We start from the raw sequence: 17,768 nt of genomic DNA, 5'->3' as shown, positions 1-17,768 counted from the left end.
CTGAGCGGAGGCTGCCGTGAGCGCGGGCGGCGGTACTAAGGCAATCATCGCGGCGTTGACGGCCAACCTGGCGATCGCCGTGGCCAAATTCGTGGCGTTTCTCTTCACGGGTTCGTCATCGATGATCGCCGAGTCGGTCCACTCGGTGGCCGACTCGGGCAACCAGGCGCTGCTGCTCCTGGGCGGCAAGCGCGCCCAGCGGGCGCGCACGCCCCAGCACCCCTTCGGGTACGGCCGGGAGCGCTACTTCTACGCGTTCGTGGTGGCGGTGGTGCTGTTCACCATCGGCGCGGTGTTCTCGCTCTACGAGGGCTGGCACAAGCTCTCCCACCCGGAGGCGCTGAGGAGCCCCGGATGGGCCTTCGGCGTGCTGATCTTCGCGATCATCGCCGAGTCGTTCTCGTTCCGGACGGCGATCATCGAGTCCAACCACGTCCGGGGAAACCAGTCGTGGGTGCAGTTCATCCGCCGCTCCAAGTCGCCCGAGCTGCCGGTGATCGTCCTTGAGGACCTGGGCGCGCTGCTCGGCCTGATCTTCGCGCTCTTCGGCGTGACCATGGCCGTGGTGACCGGGAACCCCATCTGGGACGGCATCGGCACCATCATGATCGGTGTCCTGCTCGCGGTGATCGCGGTCGTCCTGGCGATCGAGACCAAGTCGCTGCTGATCGGCGAGAGCGCCGGGCCCGAGGTCGAGACCCGCATCGCGGACGCCCTGGAGAGCGCGCCCGAGGTGAGCCGGGTCATCCACATGCGCACGCTCCACCTGGGGCCCGAGGAGATCCTGGTCGCCGCCAAGATCGCGGTGGACCACGACGACACGGCCGCCGACGTGGCCCGCGGCATCGACGAGGCCGAGCAGCGCATCCGCGCGGCCGTCCCGGAGGCCCGCGTCATCTACCTGGAGCCCGACCTCGACAGGAGCAGCGTCAACGGTCCCGTCTCTGACCGGACGTGATCGATCACGTGTAGGGTCCCGACGGCCGTACCCCGCGGTGCGGATCCGGGCCCGGACCCGGGACCCCGGCGCACGCCGCCGGGGTCCTCCGTTCTCCCGGACCGCGGGGTGGCCGGGTTCTCCCGGACCGCGGGGTGGCCGGGTTTCCCCGGACCGCGGGGTGATCGGGAGGGTGGGACGCGATGTCCGCGGAGCGGGCCGAGCGCACCGCGAGGGCGGGGTCGCCGGCCCGGGGCGTCACCCCTGGGAGCGGCGTTGGAGCAGGCGCAGCGCCTTCTCCTTCTCGAAGTCCAGTGCCCTGCGGGGTGCCTGCAGGCGGCCGATCCGCAGCCCCAGGTCCCGTACGGCCTGCGCGACCGCGGGCTCGCTCAGCGCCCGCAGCGCGAAGGCCAGCTCGGCGGGGGAGATGTCGAACCGCTTCTCCAACTCGAGGCTCTGGGCGACGGCCGAGAGCTCGTCGGGGCCGAACCGCCGGTGCGCGCCCTGGTTCCTGACCGGGGGGAGCAGCCCGAGCGCCTCGCGGTAGCGAAGCATCCGGGGGGACATGCCCAGCCTGCCGGCGGCCTCGGTGATCCGCATCGGTGACCTCTTTCCAGCGGTTTTGCGGGAAAACTTACATTCTTGTGTCAGGTTACCCGTTCAGAAGGTGCGCGGAGGTGCTTCAGCCGCCTAAACTCGCAAGCGTCGACTGTTCCGATGGAACGGCGAGCCCGGCCCCGGAACGAAGCACGATCGCGAGACGAGCGCGACGGGCGAGGGTGTGAGGCGAACGCCGCCATCAACCAGAGGGGTAACCACACATGGACTTCAAGGTCGCCGACCTTTCTCTTGCGGCCTTCGGGCGCAAGGAGATCCAGCTCGCCGAGCACGAGATGCCGGGCCTGATGGCCATCCGCGAGGAGTACGCCGCGGCCCAGCCGCTGGCCGGTGCGAAGATCATGGGCTCGCTGCACATGACCATCCAGACCGCCGTGCTCATCGAGACCCTCGTCGCGCTCGGCGCGGAGGTTCGCTGGGTGAGCTGCAACATCTTCTCCACCCAGGACCACGCCGCCGCCGCCGTGGTCGTCGGCCCGGAGGGCACCCCGGAGAACCCCCAGGGCGTCCCGGTCTTCGCCTGGAAGGGCGAGACCCTGGAGGAGTACTGGTGGTGCACCGAGCAGGCCCTGACGTGGCCCGGTGACGACGGCCCCAACATGATCCTCGACGACGGCGGCGACGCCACCATGCTCGTCCACAAGGGCAGCGAGTACGAGAAGGCCGGCGCCGTGCCCAGCGCGGGCGAGAACGACCCCGAGGAGTGGGGCGTCGTCCTCGACCTGCTCCGCCGCACGGTCACCGACGAGGGCCGCTGGACCCAGGTCGCCTCGCGCATCAAGGGCGTCACCGAGGAGACCACCACCGGCGTGCACCGCCTGTACGAGATGTTCAAGACCGGCACGCTGCTCTTCCCGGCGATCAACGTCAACGACTCGGTGACCAAGTCGAAGTTCGACAACAAGTACGGCTGCCGCCACTCGGTGATCGACGGCCTCAACCGCGCCACCGACGTGCTGATCGGCGGCAAGGTCGCGGTCATCGCCGGATACGGCGATGTCGGCAAGGGCTGCGCCGAGGCGCTCAAGGGCCAGGGCGCCCGCGTCATCGTCACCGAGATCGACCCGATCTGCGCGCTCCAGGCCGCCATGGACGGCTTCCAGGTCACCACCCTGGAGGAGGTCGTCGGCATCGCCGACATCTTCGTCACGACGACCGGCAACTTCAACATCATCACGGCCGACCACATGGCCCAGATGAAGCACAACGCGATCGTGTCCAACATCGGTCACTTCGACAACGAGATCGACATGACCGGCCTGGCGCGGATTCCGGGCATCGAGAAGACCGAGGTCAAGCCGCAGGTCCACACCTGGCGCTTCCCCGACGGCAAGCAGATCATCGTGCTCGCCGAGGGCCGCCTGATGAACCTGGGCTGCGCCACCGGCCACCCCTCGTTCGTCATGTCCAACTCCTTCACCAACCAGGTGATCGCGCAGATCGAGCTGTTCACCAAGACCGACGACTACCCGGTCGGCGTCTACGTGCTGCCCAAGCACCTGGACGAGAAGGTCGCCCGCCTCCACCTCGACGCCCTGGGCGTGAAGCTCACCACGCTCACCAAGGCCCAGGCCGAGTACATCGGCGTGGACGTCGAGGGCCCCTACAAGTCCGACCACTACCGTTACTGACACCTTCGGTCGAGTTCCACCGGCCCCCGCGGCTTCGCGGGGGCCTTCGGGCGATCCGGGGTTTCGGATTTCGGAATTCGAGGTTTCGGGTTTCGGATGATCCGGGGTTCCGGCAATCTGAGGTTCCGGCAATCTGGGGAGAGACGTGGACAGCGCTCTGGTGGCCGAGGGGGAGCTGAGGATCGGGTGGGCGGCGCGGTCGATGCCGGTGCTCACCGCCCTCGGTGAGCGGTTCGCCGCCGAACGGCCCTTCGAGGGGCTGCGGATCGCCGCGTGCCTGCACGTCACCGCCGAGACCGCCGTGCTCATGGGCACCCTCAAGGCGGGCGGGGCCGAGATCGCCCTGGCCGCGTCGAACCCCCTGTCCACCCAGGACGACGTCGCCGAGGCGCTCCGTGACTACGGCGTCGTCGTGCACGCGCAGGCCGGGGTGACCATGGACGCCTACTACCGCCACATCCACCAGGCGCTCGACATCGTCCCGGACATCGTCCTGGACGACGGCTGCGACCTCGTCAACATCCTGCACACGGAGCGGACCGAGCTGCTGGAGACGGTCTCCGGCGGGTGTGAGGAGACCACCACCGGGATCATCAGGCTCCGCCAGATGGCCGCGGAGAATGCGCTCAGGTTCCCCGTGGTGGCGGTCAACGACACGCGGACCAAGCGGATGTTCGACAACCGCTACGGCACCGGCCAGTCGACCATGGACGGGATCATGCGCGCCACGAACACCCTGCTCGCGGGCAAGACCGTGGTGGTCGCCGGATTCGGCTACTGCGGCCGGGGCGTCGCCGAGCGGGCCAGGGGCCTGGGGGCGCGGGTCGTGGTGACCGAGATCGATCCCGTCAAGGCGCTGGACGCCTCGCTGCAGGGCTACGACGTACGGTCGATGGCGGCGGCGGCCCGCACTGGGGACGTGTTCGTCACGGTCACCGGCAACCGCGACGTGATCAGGGGCGAGCACCTGGCCGAGATGAAGGACGGCGCGATCCTCGCCAACGCCGGGCACTTCGACGTCGAGATCGACGTCCGCGCCCTGGACGACCTGGCGCACGCCGTCCACCGGGGGGTGCGCCCCAACACCGACGAGTACGTCCTCGCCGACGGCCGCAGGCTCCTGCTGCTCGCCGAGGGCCGCCTGGTGAACCTGACCGCCGCCGAGGGGCATCCGGCCGCCGTCATGGACATGTCCTTCTCCGCGCAGGTGCTCTCGGTGGCGTGGCTGGTCCGCGAGCGGGCGCGGCTGGAGCCGGGGGTCTACGACGTGCCGGGGGAGGTCGACGTGGAGGTGGCGCGGCTCAAGCTGGCCGCGGCCGGGATCGAGACGGACGAGCTCACCCCCGACCAGAAGGAGTATCTGCACTCCTGGCGGCTCGGCTCGTAGTCACGCTCTCGGGCGTCGTCAGAGGCGTCGCCGAGCCTCGCCGTCACGCTTTCGGGCGTCGTCACAGGCGTCGCCGAGCCTCGCCGTCACGCTTTCGGGCGTCGCGGTCAGGGCCTCGCCGTCGCGGCCTGCCGTCGTCGGGGTCTCGTGGTGACGGTCCTCGCCGCCTGAGCCTCGCCGTCGCGCCCGCCGTCGTCAGAGCTCGGCCAGCATCTCCTGCATCCTGCGGATCTCGGCGCTCTGGCCGGCCGAGACGTCGTTGGCCAGCTCCTCGATCCGCTGGTGCGAGCCGGAGATCAGGACCTGCTCGGACATCTTGAGCGCGCCCTGGTGGTGCGCGGTCATGAGCTGGATGAAGAGCCGGTCGAAGTCCTTGCCCGAGGCGGCCTTGAGCGCCTCCATCTGCTCGGGCGAGGCCATGCCGGGCATGGCGTCGTGCTCGGCGTGGTGCTCGGGGGCCCGCAGGCCCTGCTGCTGGAGCCAGGAGATCATGAACTGGATCTCCGGCCCCTGCGAGTCCTTGATGCGCGAGGCGAGGCTCTTCAGCCTGACGTGCTCGCCCCGGGTCGGGGCCAGGGAGGCCATGTCGAGGGCCTGGCGATGGTGGACGACCATTTTCTGGACGTACGTCACGTCGGCCGCGTTGGGGGTGGGCGTGGGCACGAGCGTGGCGGCCTCGCTCGGGCCGACGGTCCTGGCGACCTCACCCGGCCTGCCGGGAACGATGATGGGCGCCGACGCCTGAGGGGAGGGGGCAGGCTCGGGCTCGGAGCTGCACGCGCTGAGGGACAGGGCGGCGAGCACGACGATGAGCGCGACGCGCACCCGGCCTCCTTCGTGATTGTCCAGTGACGAAAGACCGTAACCCCTGCGGGGCCGGTCCGTAAAGACCGCACACCGGCAACAGTTGCTGACACTGTGATGGCTTGCCGGATGACCGTACACCATGAACTATTTAAGCATTTATGCACCTTTTATTTGGGTGCATGTGTCAAGGAGGTTCACGAGTGTCCACCCCCCTCGGGAAGGGCCTGACCGGCCGCTTCCTGTTTGTGGCCGGGGTTGCCGTCGCGACGGCGCTGGCTGCGTTCCCCGCGCAGGCCGCCGATATCCCGGCTCCCGGCGAGATCGCCAAGAGCGCGAACATCGAGCATGTCCTGAACGTGCCCAAGCCCGGCGAGCTGACCGACATCAACACCGACATGGCGTTCCAGGGCGACTACGCCTACGTCGGCAACTACACCGGTTTCTCGATCTACGACATCAGGAAGCCGAGCAAGACCTCGCTGGTCAGCTCGGTGATCTGCCCCGGCGGGCAGATGGACGTGTCGGTCTACGGCGACCTGCTCTTCGGCGCGGTCGACTCCTCCCGCAGCAACGACTCCTGCAGCAGCGGCGGCCAGAGCGCGGCGACCAAGGAGTCGTGGGAGGGCATCCGGATCTTCGACATCAGCGACAAGAAGAACCCCAAGTACATCAAGGCCGTCGAGACCAACTGCGGCTCGCACACCCTGACGCTCGTCCCGGGCAAGGGGAGGGACCGCAAGAACGTCTACGTGTACGTCTCCTCCTACAGCCCGAACGCGTCGTTCCCCGACTGCCAGCCGCCGCACGACAAGATCTCGATCATCAAGGTGCCGCTGCGCGACCCGGCGTCCGCCTCGGTCGTCGCCACCCCGGTCCTGTTCCCCGACGGCGGCAACCCGGGTGAGACCCTGCCCTACCCCGAGCGCACCTCGGCCACGACCGGCTGCCACGACATCACCGCGTACCCGGAGAAGAACATCGCCGCCGGAGCCTGCATGGGCGAGGGCGTCCTGATGGACATCTCCAACCCGCTCGAGCCGAAGGTGACCACCACGGTCCGCGACGACGAGAACTTCGCGTTCTGGCACTCGGCGACGTTCAACAACGAGGGCACCAAGGTCATCTTCACCGACGAGCTCGGCGGCGGCACCCAGGCCACCTGCAACGAGGCGATCGGCCCGAACCGCGGCGCCAACGCCTACTACGACCTCGAGGGCGGCCAGCTCACCTTCAAGAGCTACTTCAAGATCGCTCGCCACCAGGCCGACACCGAGAACTGTGTCGCGCACAACGGCTCGCTGATCCCGGTCAAGGGCAAGGACATCATGGTCCAGGCCTGGTACCAGGGCGGCATCTCGGTCGTCGACTTCACCGACTCGGCCAACCCGCAGGAGATCGCGTTCTTCGAGCGCGGCCCCGACAACACCGCCCCCGCGCTCAGCGGCGGCTTCTGGTCCGCGTACTACTACAACGGCCACATCTACGGCAGCGACTTCAACCTCGGCCTTGACGTCCTGAAGATCCACGACCGGCGTACGGACAAGGCGGAGAAGGTCAAGTTCGACATCCTGAACGCGCAGACCCAGGCGTCCTACCGCGGTGGCCACGGCCACGGTCACTGACATCTGAGGGCGGTCACGGCCATCGACCTCTGACGACGGCCACGGCCACCACCCGGTGACGGCCACCGGGCGCTCGACGAGCGTCCGGTGGCCGTTCTGCGTGTCAGGAAAAGCCCAAAAGCGACAGAAAGGGCATAAACCATAAGCTTTTCTCGGGCTCTCGTAAAGAGTTAATCTCATATTTTATTGTGACAAAGTCACGCTGCGTCGATCCGGCTGTCAGGAGGAGCGATTTGCTAATTTATGCATGCCTTATGTCTGCTCCAAGGAGGCACCCGAGTGTTCGCTCCCCGAAGGACCGTCCGGGCGTTGGTAGTGGCGGCGACGGCCGCCGCGATGCTGATGTCCACGGTCTCGGCCCAGGCCGCCGACATTCCCCCGCCCGGTGAGATCGTCACCAGCCCCAACGTGACGCACGTGGGCACCCTGCCCAAGCTCCCCGGCCTTGAGGCCACCACCAACAGCGACATCGCCTTCCAGGGCGACTACGCCTACGTTGGCAACTACGGCGGTTTCTCGATCTACGACATCAGGAACCCGAGGCGCGCCAAGCTCGTCAGCGGCGTCCTGTGCCCGGGCTCCCAGATGGACGTGTCGGTCCACGGCGACCTGCTGTTCGCCGCGGTCGACAACTCCCGCAGCGACGACTCCTGCAACAGCGCCGGCCAGCCGGCCAGCGTCAAGGAGTCGTGGGAAGGGGTTCGGATCTTCGACATCAGCGACAAGAAGAACCCCAAGTACATCAAGTCGGTCGAGACCAACTGCGGTTCCCACACCCTGACACTCGTTCCCGGCAAGTCCAGGGACCGGCGTAACGTCTACCTCTACGTCTCCTCCTACAACCCGAACGCCACGTTCCCCGACTGCCAGCCGCCGCACGACAAGATCTCGGTCATCAAGGTGCCGCTGCGCAACCCGACCGCCGCGGCCGTGGTCAACACGCCGGTCGTCTTCCCCGACGGCGGCAACGAGACGCAGCCGGGCCTGCTGCTGCCGACCAGCGGTTGCCACGACATCACCGTCTACGCGGAGAAGGACATCGCGGCCGGAGCCTGCATGGGTGACGGCGTCCTGTTCGACATCTCCGACCGGGAGAACCCGGTGATCACCGCGCGGGTCACCGACCCGAACTTCGCGTTCTGGCACTCGGCGACGTTCAACAACAAGGGCACCAAGGTCATCTTCACCGACGAGCTCGGCGGCGGCGGCCAGGCCACCTGCAACGAGGTGATCGGCCCGAACCGCGGCGCCAACGCCTACTACGACATCGTCCGCGGCAAGCTGGTCTTCAAGAGCTACTTCAAGATCGCCCGACACCAGGCCGACACCGAGAACTGCGTCGCGCACAACGGCTCGCTGATCCCGGTCAAGGGCAAGGACATCATGGTCCAGGCCTGGTACCAGGGCGGCGTCTCCTTCGTGGACTTCACCGACTCCACCAAGCCGCAGGAGTTCGGCTTCTTCGAGCGCGGCCCCGAGCCCGACGGCGGAGGCGGCGGCATCTGGTCCGCGTACTACTACAACGGCTACGTCTACGCCAGCGACTTCCGCAGGGGACTGGACGTTCTCAAGATCGACGACCGCCGCACCGACCCGGCCAGGAGCGTCCGCCTGGACCGGCTGAACGTGCAGACCCAGGCCTCCTACGGCCACGGTCACTGACGCGCGGTCGCCCGCGAGGGCGAGCGGCACCGATGAGACACCCGTAGCGGGTTCGCGGGTCTCATGAGAGGGACGGCGGGTCTCCCGCCGTCCCTCTTCGCGTTCCCGCGCCGCCCACGTCACGCCCGTACGGCGGCGCGGCGGCGGGGGGTCCGATGGAGGAGGTCAGGCGGGAGGGACGAATCCGCCGGGTGTGGGGCCGGACTCCCGCGTGGAGGGCCCGGCCGCGGGCGGCGGGGGTGCCGGGGGAGGCAGCGGGATCCGCGGCTGCGGCGGCCGGTGGTCGGGCCGGGCCTGAGGTAGGGGCACCGACCCGGGAGGCGCGTACGGCCCGTCCCCGTTCCCCGAGGGGGCGTACGGCGGGGGCGGCGGGGGCGGCGCGCCCGGGTAGGGCTGGAGCGACGGCGGGTGAGCCCGGTGGGGCGGGGGCGCGCCGTGGCCGGACCACCGCTGACCGGCCCCCTGCTCGCCGGGCCGCTGCCGGTCGTGCCACTGCTGGGCCAGACGCGCCTGCTCGCGGCGGCGGCGCTCGGCCAGCACGGCGGTCAGGTAGGCGAACGGCGGCACGCCGGGCGGGGCCGGCGGGGACACGAAGGCCGACATCTCGGTGGCGATGCGCACGCCCATCTCGTGCTGGACGGCGGGGGCCAGGTCGTGCCAGCGCATGAGGTACTGTCTCGCGGTGGCCGCGACCTGCTCGGGCAGCCGTGACAGCTCCAGAGTCGCCGCCCACGGTGCGAGCGACGGCGGCATGTCCAGCGGCGGCCCGTACTGCCGCGGAACGCGTTCGGAGATCACCATGGTGCCGGAGAAGACGTCGCCGAGCCGCTTGCCCTTCTCCGAGATCAGCGAGCTGATCAGCGCGGGGGCGCCGCTGAGCATCCAGAACTCCAGGACCCCCGCCAGCCCGCGGAACAGGGCCTGCCGGAACCGCTCGGGGCCGCCGTCGTCGCTGACGACCCGGAGCCCCAGCGCGAGCTTGCCCAGGCTGCGCCCGCGCGTGAGCGTCTCGAAGATCACCGGGTAGCCGACGACCACGAGCACGGTGAGCACGATGTAGACCATCGTCGTCAGTGCCGAATCGTTCAGGAATCCCAGGCTGCCGACCAGCAGGGAGGCGCCGAACAGCGTCACGACCTGGACCGTCATGTCGATCAGCAGCGCCGCGGCCCTGCTCGGAAGCTGGGCGACACGGACCTCGACGACGACGGCCTCGCCGGTTACGACATCGGACACACTCAGCACCCTACCTTCGACTGGATAGGCTGCCCGCGTGGACATCGACGCCTTCGTCACCGCGCACCGGCCCGCCTGGGACCGTCTCGAGGACCTGGTCCGGCGGCGCGGCTCGCTGGACGGCGCCGAGGTCGACGAGCTGGTCGACCTCTACCAGCGGGTCGCCACGCACCTCTCCCTCGTCCGCTCGGCCTCCGCCGACCCGATCCTGGTGGGCCGCCTGTCGGCGCTCGTCGCCCGTGCCCGCTCCGCCGTGACCGGGGCGCACACCCCGGCCTGGCGGGAGTTCGTCCGCTTCTTCACGGTCTCCTTCCCGGTGGTCGCCTACCGGGCCCGCTGGTGGTGGCTGGCCACGAGCGTCGCGTTCCTGCTGGTCTCCACGGTCGTCGCCGTCTGGGTGGGGCAGAACCCCGACGTCCAGGGGGCGATCGCCACCCCCGAAGAGATCACCCAGCTCGTCGAACACGACTTCGCCGACTACTACTCGGAGAACCCGGCGACCTCCTTCGCCGGGCAGGTCTGGGTCAACAACGCCTGGGTCTCGATGCAGGTCATCATCATGTCGATCTTTCTGGGCCTGCCGATCCCGTACATCCTGTGGGAGAACGCGCTCAACGTGGCCGTCTCCGCCGGGCTGATGGCCTCGCGCGGCAAGCTCGACATCTTCTTCGGGCTGATCACCCCGCACGGCCTGCTGGAGCTCACCGCGGTGTTCCTCGCCGCGGCCGTCGGCATGCGCCTCGGCTGGACGGTCGTCGACCCCGGCCCGCGCAGGCGTGCCGAGGCCCTGGCCGAGCAGGGCAGGGCCGTGATGAGCGTGGCCCTCGGCCTGGTCGTGGTGCTGCTCGTCTCGGGGCTCATCGAGGGCCTGGTCACCCCCTCGGGGCTGCCCACCTGGGCGCGGATCGGCATCGGGGTGGTCGCGGAGGCCGCCTTCCTCGCCTACGTGATCTTCTTCGGCCGCCGGGCCGTGGCCGCGGGCGAGAGCGGCGACGTGGAGCGCGCCCCCGACCTGGCCCCCAGCGCCGGCTGAGCACCCTCACCCCCGAGCACCCCCGAGCACCCCCGAGCCGCCCGGCCGCTCCCGGTGTCGGCTGAGCACCGCATCTCAGAGCCGCCCGGCCGACAGGCTGAGCGCCACGCGGCTCAGAGTGACACGATCGCTCCCCGCGCCGGCCGAGCGCCAGGCGGCTCAGAGCCGCCCGGCCGCCTTCAGCGCCAGGTAGGCGTCGGCCAGGGCCGGGGCGATCTGCTCGGGGGCGGTGTCCACGACCTCCACGCCCTGGCGGCGCAGCAGGGCGGTGATCCTGCGCCGTCCCGCGCTCAGGTGCTCGGCCGCCGCCGCGCCGTAGACCAGTTCGGAGGTGCCGCGCCCGGCGGCCATCTCGGCCACCTGCGGGTCGGAGACGGCGGCCAGGAGCACCAGGTGCCGCGAGGAGAGGCGGGGCAGGACCGGCAGGAGGCCCTCCTCCAGTGCCGCCGGGTTGAGGTCGGTCAGCACGACGACCAGGCAGCGCCGCCTGGCCCGCGACATGACGGCCGCGACCATCCCCGCGGAGTCGGCCTCGACCAGCTCGGCCTCGATCGGGGCCATGGTGTTGACCAGCGACGACAGCAGCTCCGTGCGGCCGGTGCCGGACACCCAGGCGCGCACCCCCCGGTCGTGGGCCATGAAGTCGACCCGGTCGCCCGCGCGGGAGGCCAGGGCGGCCAGCAGCAGCGCCGCGTCCATCGACCAGTCCAGGCGGGGCCAGCCGGGCACGACCCGCGACCGCCCGCGCCCGGCGGTCCCCGGTACCTCGCCGGCCAGCGGGATCGGGGCGGTGCCCACCCGGCCGGCCGAGGTGCGCCCGGTGTCGAGCACGATCAGCACCCGGCGGTCGCGCTCGGGCCGCCAGGTGCGGACCACGACGTCGTTGCGGCGCGCGGTGGCCCGCCAGTCGATCGAGCGGACGTCGTCACCCACCACGTACTCCCGCAGCGAGTCGAACTCGGTGCCCTGCCCCCGGATCATCGACGGGTGCCGGCCCTCCAGCTCCCTGAGTCTGGACAGCTTGGCGGGCAGGTGCTTGCGGCTGAGGAAGGGCGGCAGCACCCGGACCGACCAGGGCACCCGGTGCGAGCCCTGGCGGGCCGCCACGCCCAGCGGGCCCATCGACCGCACCGTCACCGTGACCGCCTCGCGGTCGCCCCTGCGGGTGGGAGTGAGCGTCGTGACCAGCCGGCGGCGCTCGCCCGGGGGCACGTCCAGCGGCAGGTGCCGGGGCGCGGCACCGGCGGACGGCGGCCAGGCGTCCCTGAGCACGCCGCGCGCCCGGCGGGGGCCGGGGTTCTCCACGATCAGCTCGACCGCGACCGACTCGCCGAGTCGTACCAGCCGCTCGCCCGAGCGGGTGAAGCGCAGCGGGCGCACGCTCCCGGCCAGCAGCAGGTCGACCACGACCAGCGCCACGATCAGCAGTGCCACCCCGGCCACGGCCGGCCCCGGCCGGGGGGCGAGCAGCACGGCCAGGGTGCCCAGCAGTGCCAGCAGCGCGGCCCGTCCCGTCAGCGCCATGGTCAGCGGGGGACGGGGACGGAGGCGAGGATGGCGTCGATGAGGCCGTCGGCGGTCGCGCCCTCCAGCTCGGCCTCGGGACGTATCTGGATCCGGTGCCGCATCGCGGGCCTGGCCAGCGCCTTGACGTCGTCGGGCGTCACGTAGGCGCGGCCGGACAACCACGCCCAGGCCCGCGCCCCGGCCAGCAGCGCGGTGGCGCCGCGCGGGGAGACCCCGAGCTGGAGCGAGGGCGACTGGCGGGTGGCCCTGGCGATGTCCACGATGTAGCCGAGCACCTCGGGGCCCACGTGCACCTGGCCGACCGCCGCGCGTCCCGCGGCGAGGTCGGCGGCGGTGGCCACGGCCTTGACGTACGACAGGTCGCGCGGGTCGAAGCCGAGCGCGTGCCGCTCCAGCACCGCGATCTCCTGGTCGCGGGGCGGCAGCGGGACGGTCAGCTTGAGCAGGAACCGGTCGAGCTGCGCCTCGGGCAGCTGGTAGGTGCCCTCGTACTCGACGGGGTTCTGGGTGGCGGCCACGATGAACGGGTCGGGCAGCCCGCGCGCCGACCCCTCCACGCTGACCTGGCGCTCCTCCATCGCCTCCAGCAGCGCGGCCTGCGTCTTCGGGGGCGTGCGGTTGATCTCGTCGGCGAGCAGGAGGTTGGTGAAGACCGGCCCCTCGCGGAACTCGAACTCCGACGTCTTCGCGTCGTAGATCAGCGAGCCGGTGATGTCGCCCGGCATGAGGTCGGGGGTGAACTGCACCCGCTTGAAATCGAGGGAGAGCGCCGCCGCCAGCGTCCTGACGAGCAGGGTCTTGGCGACGCCGGGCACGCCCTCGAGCAGCACGTGTCCCCGGCAGAGCAGCGCGATCACCAGCCCGGTGACCACGGCGTCCTGGCCGATGACCGCCTTGGAGACCTCGGCGCGCAGGGCTCCCAGTGCCTCCCTGGCGCGGTCCGCGCTCTGCGCGGCGGGCACGGCGGATGCGCCGGGCGCGGTCCTGACGACGGAGGTCGCCTCGGTGAGACCGCCGTTCCCCGGTGGTGTGGTCACGACTTTCCGACCTGCCTTTCCACGATGTCCATGTATTCGGCGAGGGCTACCAGCCCCGCCTCGTCGACCGGCGGCGGTCCGTACAGGGCGGCGCCCACGTGCGACGCCGCCTGGCCGGTCCGCTCGGCGATCGCGTTCACCAGCGCGTCGGGTCCCGTCCCCGAGGGCAGCCCGAGGCGGGGGGTGACCCGGTCGGTGAAGCCCGCCCGCAACGCCGCGGCGGCCCGGTCGCGGGCCCGCCGCGCGCGGTAGAGCCTGGCACGTCCCTCGACGGTCTCGGCCGCCCGCACGACGACGGGCAGCCGCTCGGCCACCACGGGGCCGAGCCTGCGGCCCCGCCAGAGTGCCAGCAGCAGCACCGCGACGAGCACCTGTACCACGGCCCATTTGACCCCCTCGGGGACCAGGTCGTAGAAGCCCGCCTTGCCGCCGCCGCCCGCGGGGGAGGCGGTCTCGGGGGCGGTCAGCCAGATCAGGGTGGGCCGCCCGCCGGCGAGGTTCGCCGCCAGCGCGGCGTTGCCGTCCTCGGCGAGCCGCAGGTTGGTCATGAACTGCCCGTCGCCCGCGACGGTGACCGTCCGGCCCGCGCCGCTGTGGGAGACCAGGGTGGGCACCCCGTCCGCGGGGTAGCAGCCGATCGACCCGGGGGGCGGGGTGAGGGCCACGCCGCCGGTGTAGGCGCTGCCCGCCCTCGCCGCGGCCGGCAGCCCGCACCGGGGCTCGCGGGAGCGCGCCCGCGCCTCCCGCATCGGGACCACTCCCGGCGCGAGCACGTTCAGGTGGGTTCGCACCCCCGCCACCAGCAGGTCCGAGGGCAGTGCGGCGAGCCGCTCCGCCTCGTCCTCGTCGAGCGGGAAGTCCGGGCTCACCAGCAGGGTGCTGCCCGCGGGACCCGCCCGCCCGGCCAGCGCCACGGCCTCGGAGACCGAGGTGACCCGCTCGATCCGTACGCCCCGCGCCTGCAGCAGCCTGGCCAGGCCCTTGCCTCCCGACAGCGAGGTGCCGGCGGGGTCGAGGGTACTGCCCGGCCCGCCGGAGCCGCCGAGCAGCACGCCGATGACGGCGACGGCGACCACGAGGAGCGCCACCAGGAGGGCGCCCCTGCCGCCGCGCCAGAGGCCGGCGGCGGTCGGCGAGGTGGAGGTCGTCGCGGAGTCCCGCGCGGCGGCCTGCCCGGCGGCCCGCGAGCCGGCCCGCGCGCCGGTCCGCCCGGAGGTCTCGGGGACGGTCTCGGCGGAGGTCTCGGCAGCGGCCTCGGAGGTGGCCTCGGGGGCGGTCGATCCCGGCTGCCCGGGCGCGGCGGGGTTCACGGCGCGTCCGACCGTACGACGGGCGCCGGGCGGGCCGCGCGCAGGTGATCGTCGAGATCGCGCATGGTCCCGTACGCCTCGGGCGTGCCGGGCACCTCGCCGTAGGTCACGTCGTCGAACACCCGGGCCGCGGAGGCCAGCTCGGCGGCGAGCGCGGGTAGCGCGCGACCGGCCTCGACGGCCAGCTCGTCGGCGGTACGGCCGGGTGTGTAGTCGATGATCACGCGGTCCTCCAGATCGCGGGCGACGGCCCGGAGCCGCTCGCGGACCGCCTCGGCCCACCGGCTCTCCGCCGCCAGCCGCTCGGCGGCCTCGCGGTGCTCGGCGGCGGTGAGGCGGCGGTCTCCGAAGATCCCCTCCGCGCGGGAGGTGCCGCCCCCGGCGGTCCTGCGGGCGATCAGGAGCAGCGCGACGACGATCCCGATCACGATCACCAGGAGGGCCGCCCGCGCCGCCACGCTGCCGGCGGCGCCCAGGGACTCCTGGTCGAGCAGGTCGCCGAGGAACTGGTTGACGTTCCGCCAGAGGCGGTCGACCAGGGACTCCTTGGCGTACTCGGGTCTGAGCAGCTCCTGGATCGCCTGGCGCCGCGCCTCCTCGCGCTCGACGTCGATCGGGGACGTCAGGAGTGGGACCACGGGGCTCCCTGGTCGGGGGACCCATGCTGGGTGGGGCCTCCGGGCGTGACGGAGGGATCCCACAGGTCGTCGGCCGACGCGTGGACCCACCCCTGTCGCCGCTGCTCGATCGCCGCGGTCTGGAGCACCAGGTCGAACGCCTCGGAGCGCATCCGCCGGTCGGCGTAGAGCAGGCCGTTCACCCCCGCCTGGAAGGGATAGGTGATCATCGAGCCGAGGGTGACGCCCACGGCGATGAGGACCGCCGAGGCGATCTGTGCGCCGGTGGAGCCCCCGCCGAGGATGGCGAAGAAACTTCCGCCCAGGACGAAGGGGAAGGCGAGCACCTGGCCGACCAGGAAGGCGATGATCTGGGTGAGGATCATGATGCCGAGCGTCCGCCAGAAGCCGCCCGAGACCAGGTGCCAGGACCTGCGCAGGGAGTCGACGACGCCGCGCCGCTCCAGCACCGCGGCCGCCGGGGCGAGCAGCAGCCGGGTGGTGACGAAGAAGGCGTAGACCACGTAGGCCAGCAGTGCCACCACGCCCACGACCGCCACCGCGGAGACCCCGGCCCCGGCCGCGCCGAGCGCGAGGAACAGGCCGACGATCAGGGCCATCGGGACGAACAGGATCACGAGGTTGACGACGACCAGCCCGAACAGGGTGGGCACCCGGTTGCGGGTCAGCGTCCAGGCCTCGCCGACCGTCATCTTGCCGCCGAACACCGCGCGGCCCAGGATGCGGGTCAGCACGCCGGTCAGCAGCGTCACCGCGACGAACTGGACCGCGAAGGAGAGCAGGCTGCCGCCGTACTGGGTGAGGAAACTCTCCTCGGGAGGGGCCGCGTTCGGGTTCTCCACGATCGGGGCGAGAGAGGTGAGCATGATCGCCTGCCCGACCGCCAGGGGGATCGCGCCCAGCGCGGCGGCGATCGCCGACAGGCCCAGGACGCTCTTGGGGTTGGAGCGCATCAGCTTGATCGCGCCGTCGAGGATGTCGCCCAGGCCGAGCGGGCGCAGCGGGATGATGCCGGGGCGCATCGCGGGGGGCGGCGCGCTCGCACCGTAGGGACCCTGCTGGTACGGCTGCTGGTACGGCTGCTGGTACGGCGCCTGGCCGTAGGGCTGCCCGGGGCCCGGCGGAGGGCCCGGCGGGAACCCTCGGGGCGGGCCCTGGGGAGTGCCGGACGCCGGTCCGGGCGCGGTCCACGGCGATCCCGGGGCGTTTCCGTACGGCGGAGGTTGGTTGGACGCCCAGCCGGGGGGCGTGTCGGGAGCGCCGGGAGTGGAGCCGTGACCGTCTGACATATCCCAATCCTGACATGTGGACCCGCCATCCGTGGTGATCGGGCGATCACGCGAACGTTTCATCCTTCCGGAGAGCGGCGGAGATGGCGGAGGGATGGCCGAGACGCCGTGGTTTACCGCAGACTGTGACCGTGGTCATCACCGCCCGGCGTCCGCAGTCGCCGGGGCCGGCGGCGGCCGTAGGGGGGCACCACTGCGCGTTTCACGTTGCGTGCGCCTAAAATTCGTCATTTGGACGCCCGGTCGTCGACCGGTGTCATCCAGTAGGCGGACAAGGGTAATCTTCGACGATCGAGCGGTTTATCCCAATAACTCCCGAACTGCGTAAACCGAATGAGGGGCCATGAAAGGACGCGTGCTGGTCGTCGACGACGACGCCGCTCTCGCCGAGATGCTCGGTATCGTGCTGCGCGGGGAGGGCTTCGAACCCTCCTTCGTCTCCGACGGTGACAAGGCGCTCGACGCGTTCCGCGACACCCGGCCGGACCTGGTCCTGCTCGACCTGATGCTGCCCGGCGCCGACGGGATCGACGTCTGCCGGCGCATCAGGGCCGAGTCCGGGGTGCCGATCGTCATGCTGACGGCCAAGAGCGACACCATCGACGTGGTGCTCGGGCTGGAGTCGGGGGCCGACGACTACATCGTCAAGCCCTTCAAGCCCAAGGAGCTCGTCGCCAGGGTCCGCGCCCGGCTGCGCCGCACCGACGAGCCGACGCCGGAGATCCTGCAGATCGGCGACATCACGATCGACGTCGCCGGGCACTCGGTCAAGCGGGAGGAGGAGACCATCAACCTCACCCCGCTGGAGTTCGACCTGCTGGTCGCCCTCGCCAGGAAGCCGCGCCAGGTCTTCACCCGCGAGGTCCTGCTCGAACAGGTCTGGGGCTACCGCCACGCGGCCGACACCCGCCTGGTCAACGTGCACGTCCAGCGGCTCCGGGCGAAGATCGAGAAGGACCCCGAGCACCCCGAGATCGTCGTGACGGTCCGCGGGGTCGGCTACAAGGCCGGGCCGGCCTAGCCGCCGACCTCCC

15 protein-coding genes are annotated in these 17,768 nt (G+C 71.2%); 7 read left to right on the top strand and 8 right to left on the bottom strand.

The genetic code is table 11. The annotated features are described in order from the left end of the window. Positions 1-16: 16 nt before the first annotated feature. Positions 17-958, top strand: a complete 942-nt coding sequence (locus ACTOQ2_RS07575) for a cation diffusion facilitator family transporter (RefSeq protein ID WP_440098987.1) — start codon at positions 17-19, stop codon at positions 956-958. 237 nt (positions 959-1,195) lie between these two features. Here the strand turns inward: ACTOQ2_RS07575 and ACTOQ2_RS07570 are convergent, their stop codons facing one another. After that, on the bottom strand, positions 1,196-1,537 hold the full coding sequence (locus ACTOQ2_RS07570; protein ID WP_440067461.1) for a MerR family transcriptional regulator: 342 nt from the start codon (positions 1,535-1,537) through the stop codon (positions 1,196-1,198). Between the two features lie 221 nt (positions 1,538-1,758). Between ACTOQ2_RS07570 and ahcY the strand changes: the two genes are divergently transcribed. Further along, positions 1,759-3,186: an adenosylhomocysteinase gene (ahcY, locus tag ACTOQ2_RS07565; protein WP_440098986.1), complete on the top strand. Its 1,428-nt coding sequence runs from the start codon at positions 1,759-1,761 to the stop codon at positions 3,184-3,186. A 145-nt stretch (positions 3,187-3,331) separates the two neighbouring features. Next, positions 3,332-4,573, top strand: a complete 1,242-nt coding sequence (locus ACTOQ2_RS07560; RefSeq protein ID WP_440098985.1) for an adenosylhomocysteinase — start codon at positions 3,332-3,334, stop codon at positions 4,571-4,573. A gap of 195 nt (positions 4,574-4,768) precedes the next feature. Here the strand turns inward: ACTOQ2_RS07560 and ACTOQ2_RS07555 are convergent, their stop codons facing one another. Continuing rightward, on the bottom strand, positions 4,769-5,398 hold the full coding sequence (locus tag ACTOQ2_RS07555; protein WP_440067456.1) for a DUF305 domain-containing protein: 630 nt from the start codon (positions 5,396-5,398) through the stop codon (positions 4,769-4,771). Between the two features lie 182 nt (positions 5,399-5,580). Here ACTOQ2_RS07555 and ACTOQ2_RS07550 point away from each other — a divergent pair, with 182 nt between their 5' ends. Both ACTOQ2_RS07550 and ACTOQ2_RS07545 read left to right on the top strand, forming a co-directional pair. Further along, positions 5,581-7,002, top strand: a complete 1,422-nt coding sequence (locus tag ACTOQ2_RS07550; RefSeq protein WP_440098984.1) for an LVIVD repeat-containing protein — start codon at positions 5,581-5,583, stop codon at positions 7,000-7,002. A 279-nt stretch (positions 7,003-7,281) separates the two neighbouring features. Continuing rightward, a complete protein-coding gene (locus tag ACTOQ2_RS07545) occupies positions 7,282-8,664 on the top strand; it encodes an LVIVD repeat-containing protein (RefSeq protein WP_440098983.1) in 1,383 nt (460 codons plus the stop codon). A 165-nt stretch (positions 8,665-8,829) separates the two neighbouring features. On the opposite strand, the gene ACTOQ2_RS07540 is transcribed toward ACTOQ2_RS07545, so the two are convergent. Further along, positions 8,830-9,900 (bottom strand): RDD family protein, encoded by a 1,071-nt coding sequence (locus ACTOQ2_RS07540; RefSeq protein WP_440098982.1) that lies wholly within the window; start codon positions 9,898-9,900, stop codon positions 8,830-8,832. A gap of 37 nt (positions 9,901-9,937) precedes the next feature. On the opposite strand from ACTOQ2_RS07540, the gene ACTOQ2_RS07535 reads away from it, so the two are divergent. Then, positions 9,938-10,933, top strand: a complete 996-nt coding sequence (locus ACTOQ2_RS07535; protein WP_440098981.1) for a stage II sporulation protein M — start codon at positions 9,938-9,940, stop codon at positions 10,931-10,933. A gap of 159 nt (positions 10,934-11,092) precedes the next feature. Here the strand turns inward: ACTOQ2_RS07535 and ACTOQ2_RS07530 are convergent, their stop codons facing one another. The 5 genes from ACTOQ2_RS07530 to ACTOQ2_RS07510 all read right to left on the bottom strand — a co-directional run bounded on the left by ACTOQ2_RS07530 (position 11,093) and on the right by ACTOQ2_RS07510 (position 16,734). After that, a complete protein-coding gene (locus tag ACTOQ2_RS07530) occupies positions 11,093-12,457 on the bottom strand; it encodes a DUF58 domain-containing protein (RefSeq protein ID WP_440098980.1) in 1,365 nt (454 codons plus the stop codon). A gap of 2 nt (positions 12,458-12,459) precedes the next feature. Next, positions 12,460-13,422 (bottom strand): AAA family ATPase, encoded by a 963-nt coding sequence (locus tag ACTOQ2_RS07525; RefSeq protein WP_440099083.1) that lies wholly within the window; start codon positions 13,420-13,422, stop codon positions 12,460-12,462. A gap of 71 nt (positions 13,423-13,493) precedes the next feature. Then, entirely contained in the window at positions 13,494-14,807 is a 1,314-nt protein-coding gene (locus ACTOQ2_RS07520; RefSeq protein WP_440098979.1) for a DUF4350 domain-containing protein, read from the bottom strand. Then, a complete protein-coding gene (locus ACTOQ2_RS07515) occupies positions 14,804-15,445 on the bottom strand; it encodes a DUF4129 domain-containing protein (protein ID WP_440098978.1) in 642 nt (213 codons plus the stop codon). Before ACTOQ2_RS07515 ends, ACTOQ2_RS07520 begins: the two co-directional genes overlap by 4 nt. Further along, complete coding sequence (locus ACTOQ2_RS07510) at positions 15,430-16,734, bottom strand: hypothetical protein (protein WP_440098977.1); 1,305 nt, start codon at positions 16,732-16,734, stop codon at positions 15,430-15,432. Before ACTOQ2_RS07510 ends, ACTOQ2_RS07515 begins: the two co-directional genes overlap by 16 nt. Positions 16,735-17,077: 343 nt before the next feature. On the opposite strand from ACTOQ2_RS07510, the gene mtrA reads away from it, so the two are divergent. After that, a complete protein-coding gene (gene mtrA, locus ACTOQ2_RS07505; RefSeq protein WP_030907316.1) occupies positions 17,078-17,755 on the top strand; it encodes an MtrAB system response regulator MtrA in 678 nt (225 codons plus the stop codon). Positions 17,756-17,768: the final 13 nt, after the last annotated feature.

It is taken from the genome of Streptosporangium sp. H16 (assembly GCF_051918855.1).
Taxonomy (GTDB): Bacteria; Actinomycetota; Actinomycetes; order Streptosporangiales; family Streptosporangiaceae; genus Streptosporangium.
This window is presented reverse-complemented; position numbering and strand designations above follow the sequence as displayed.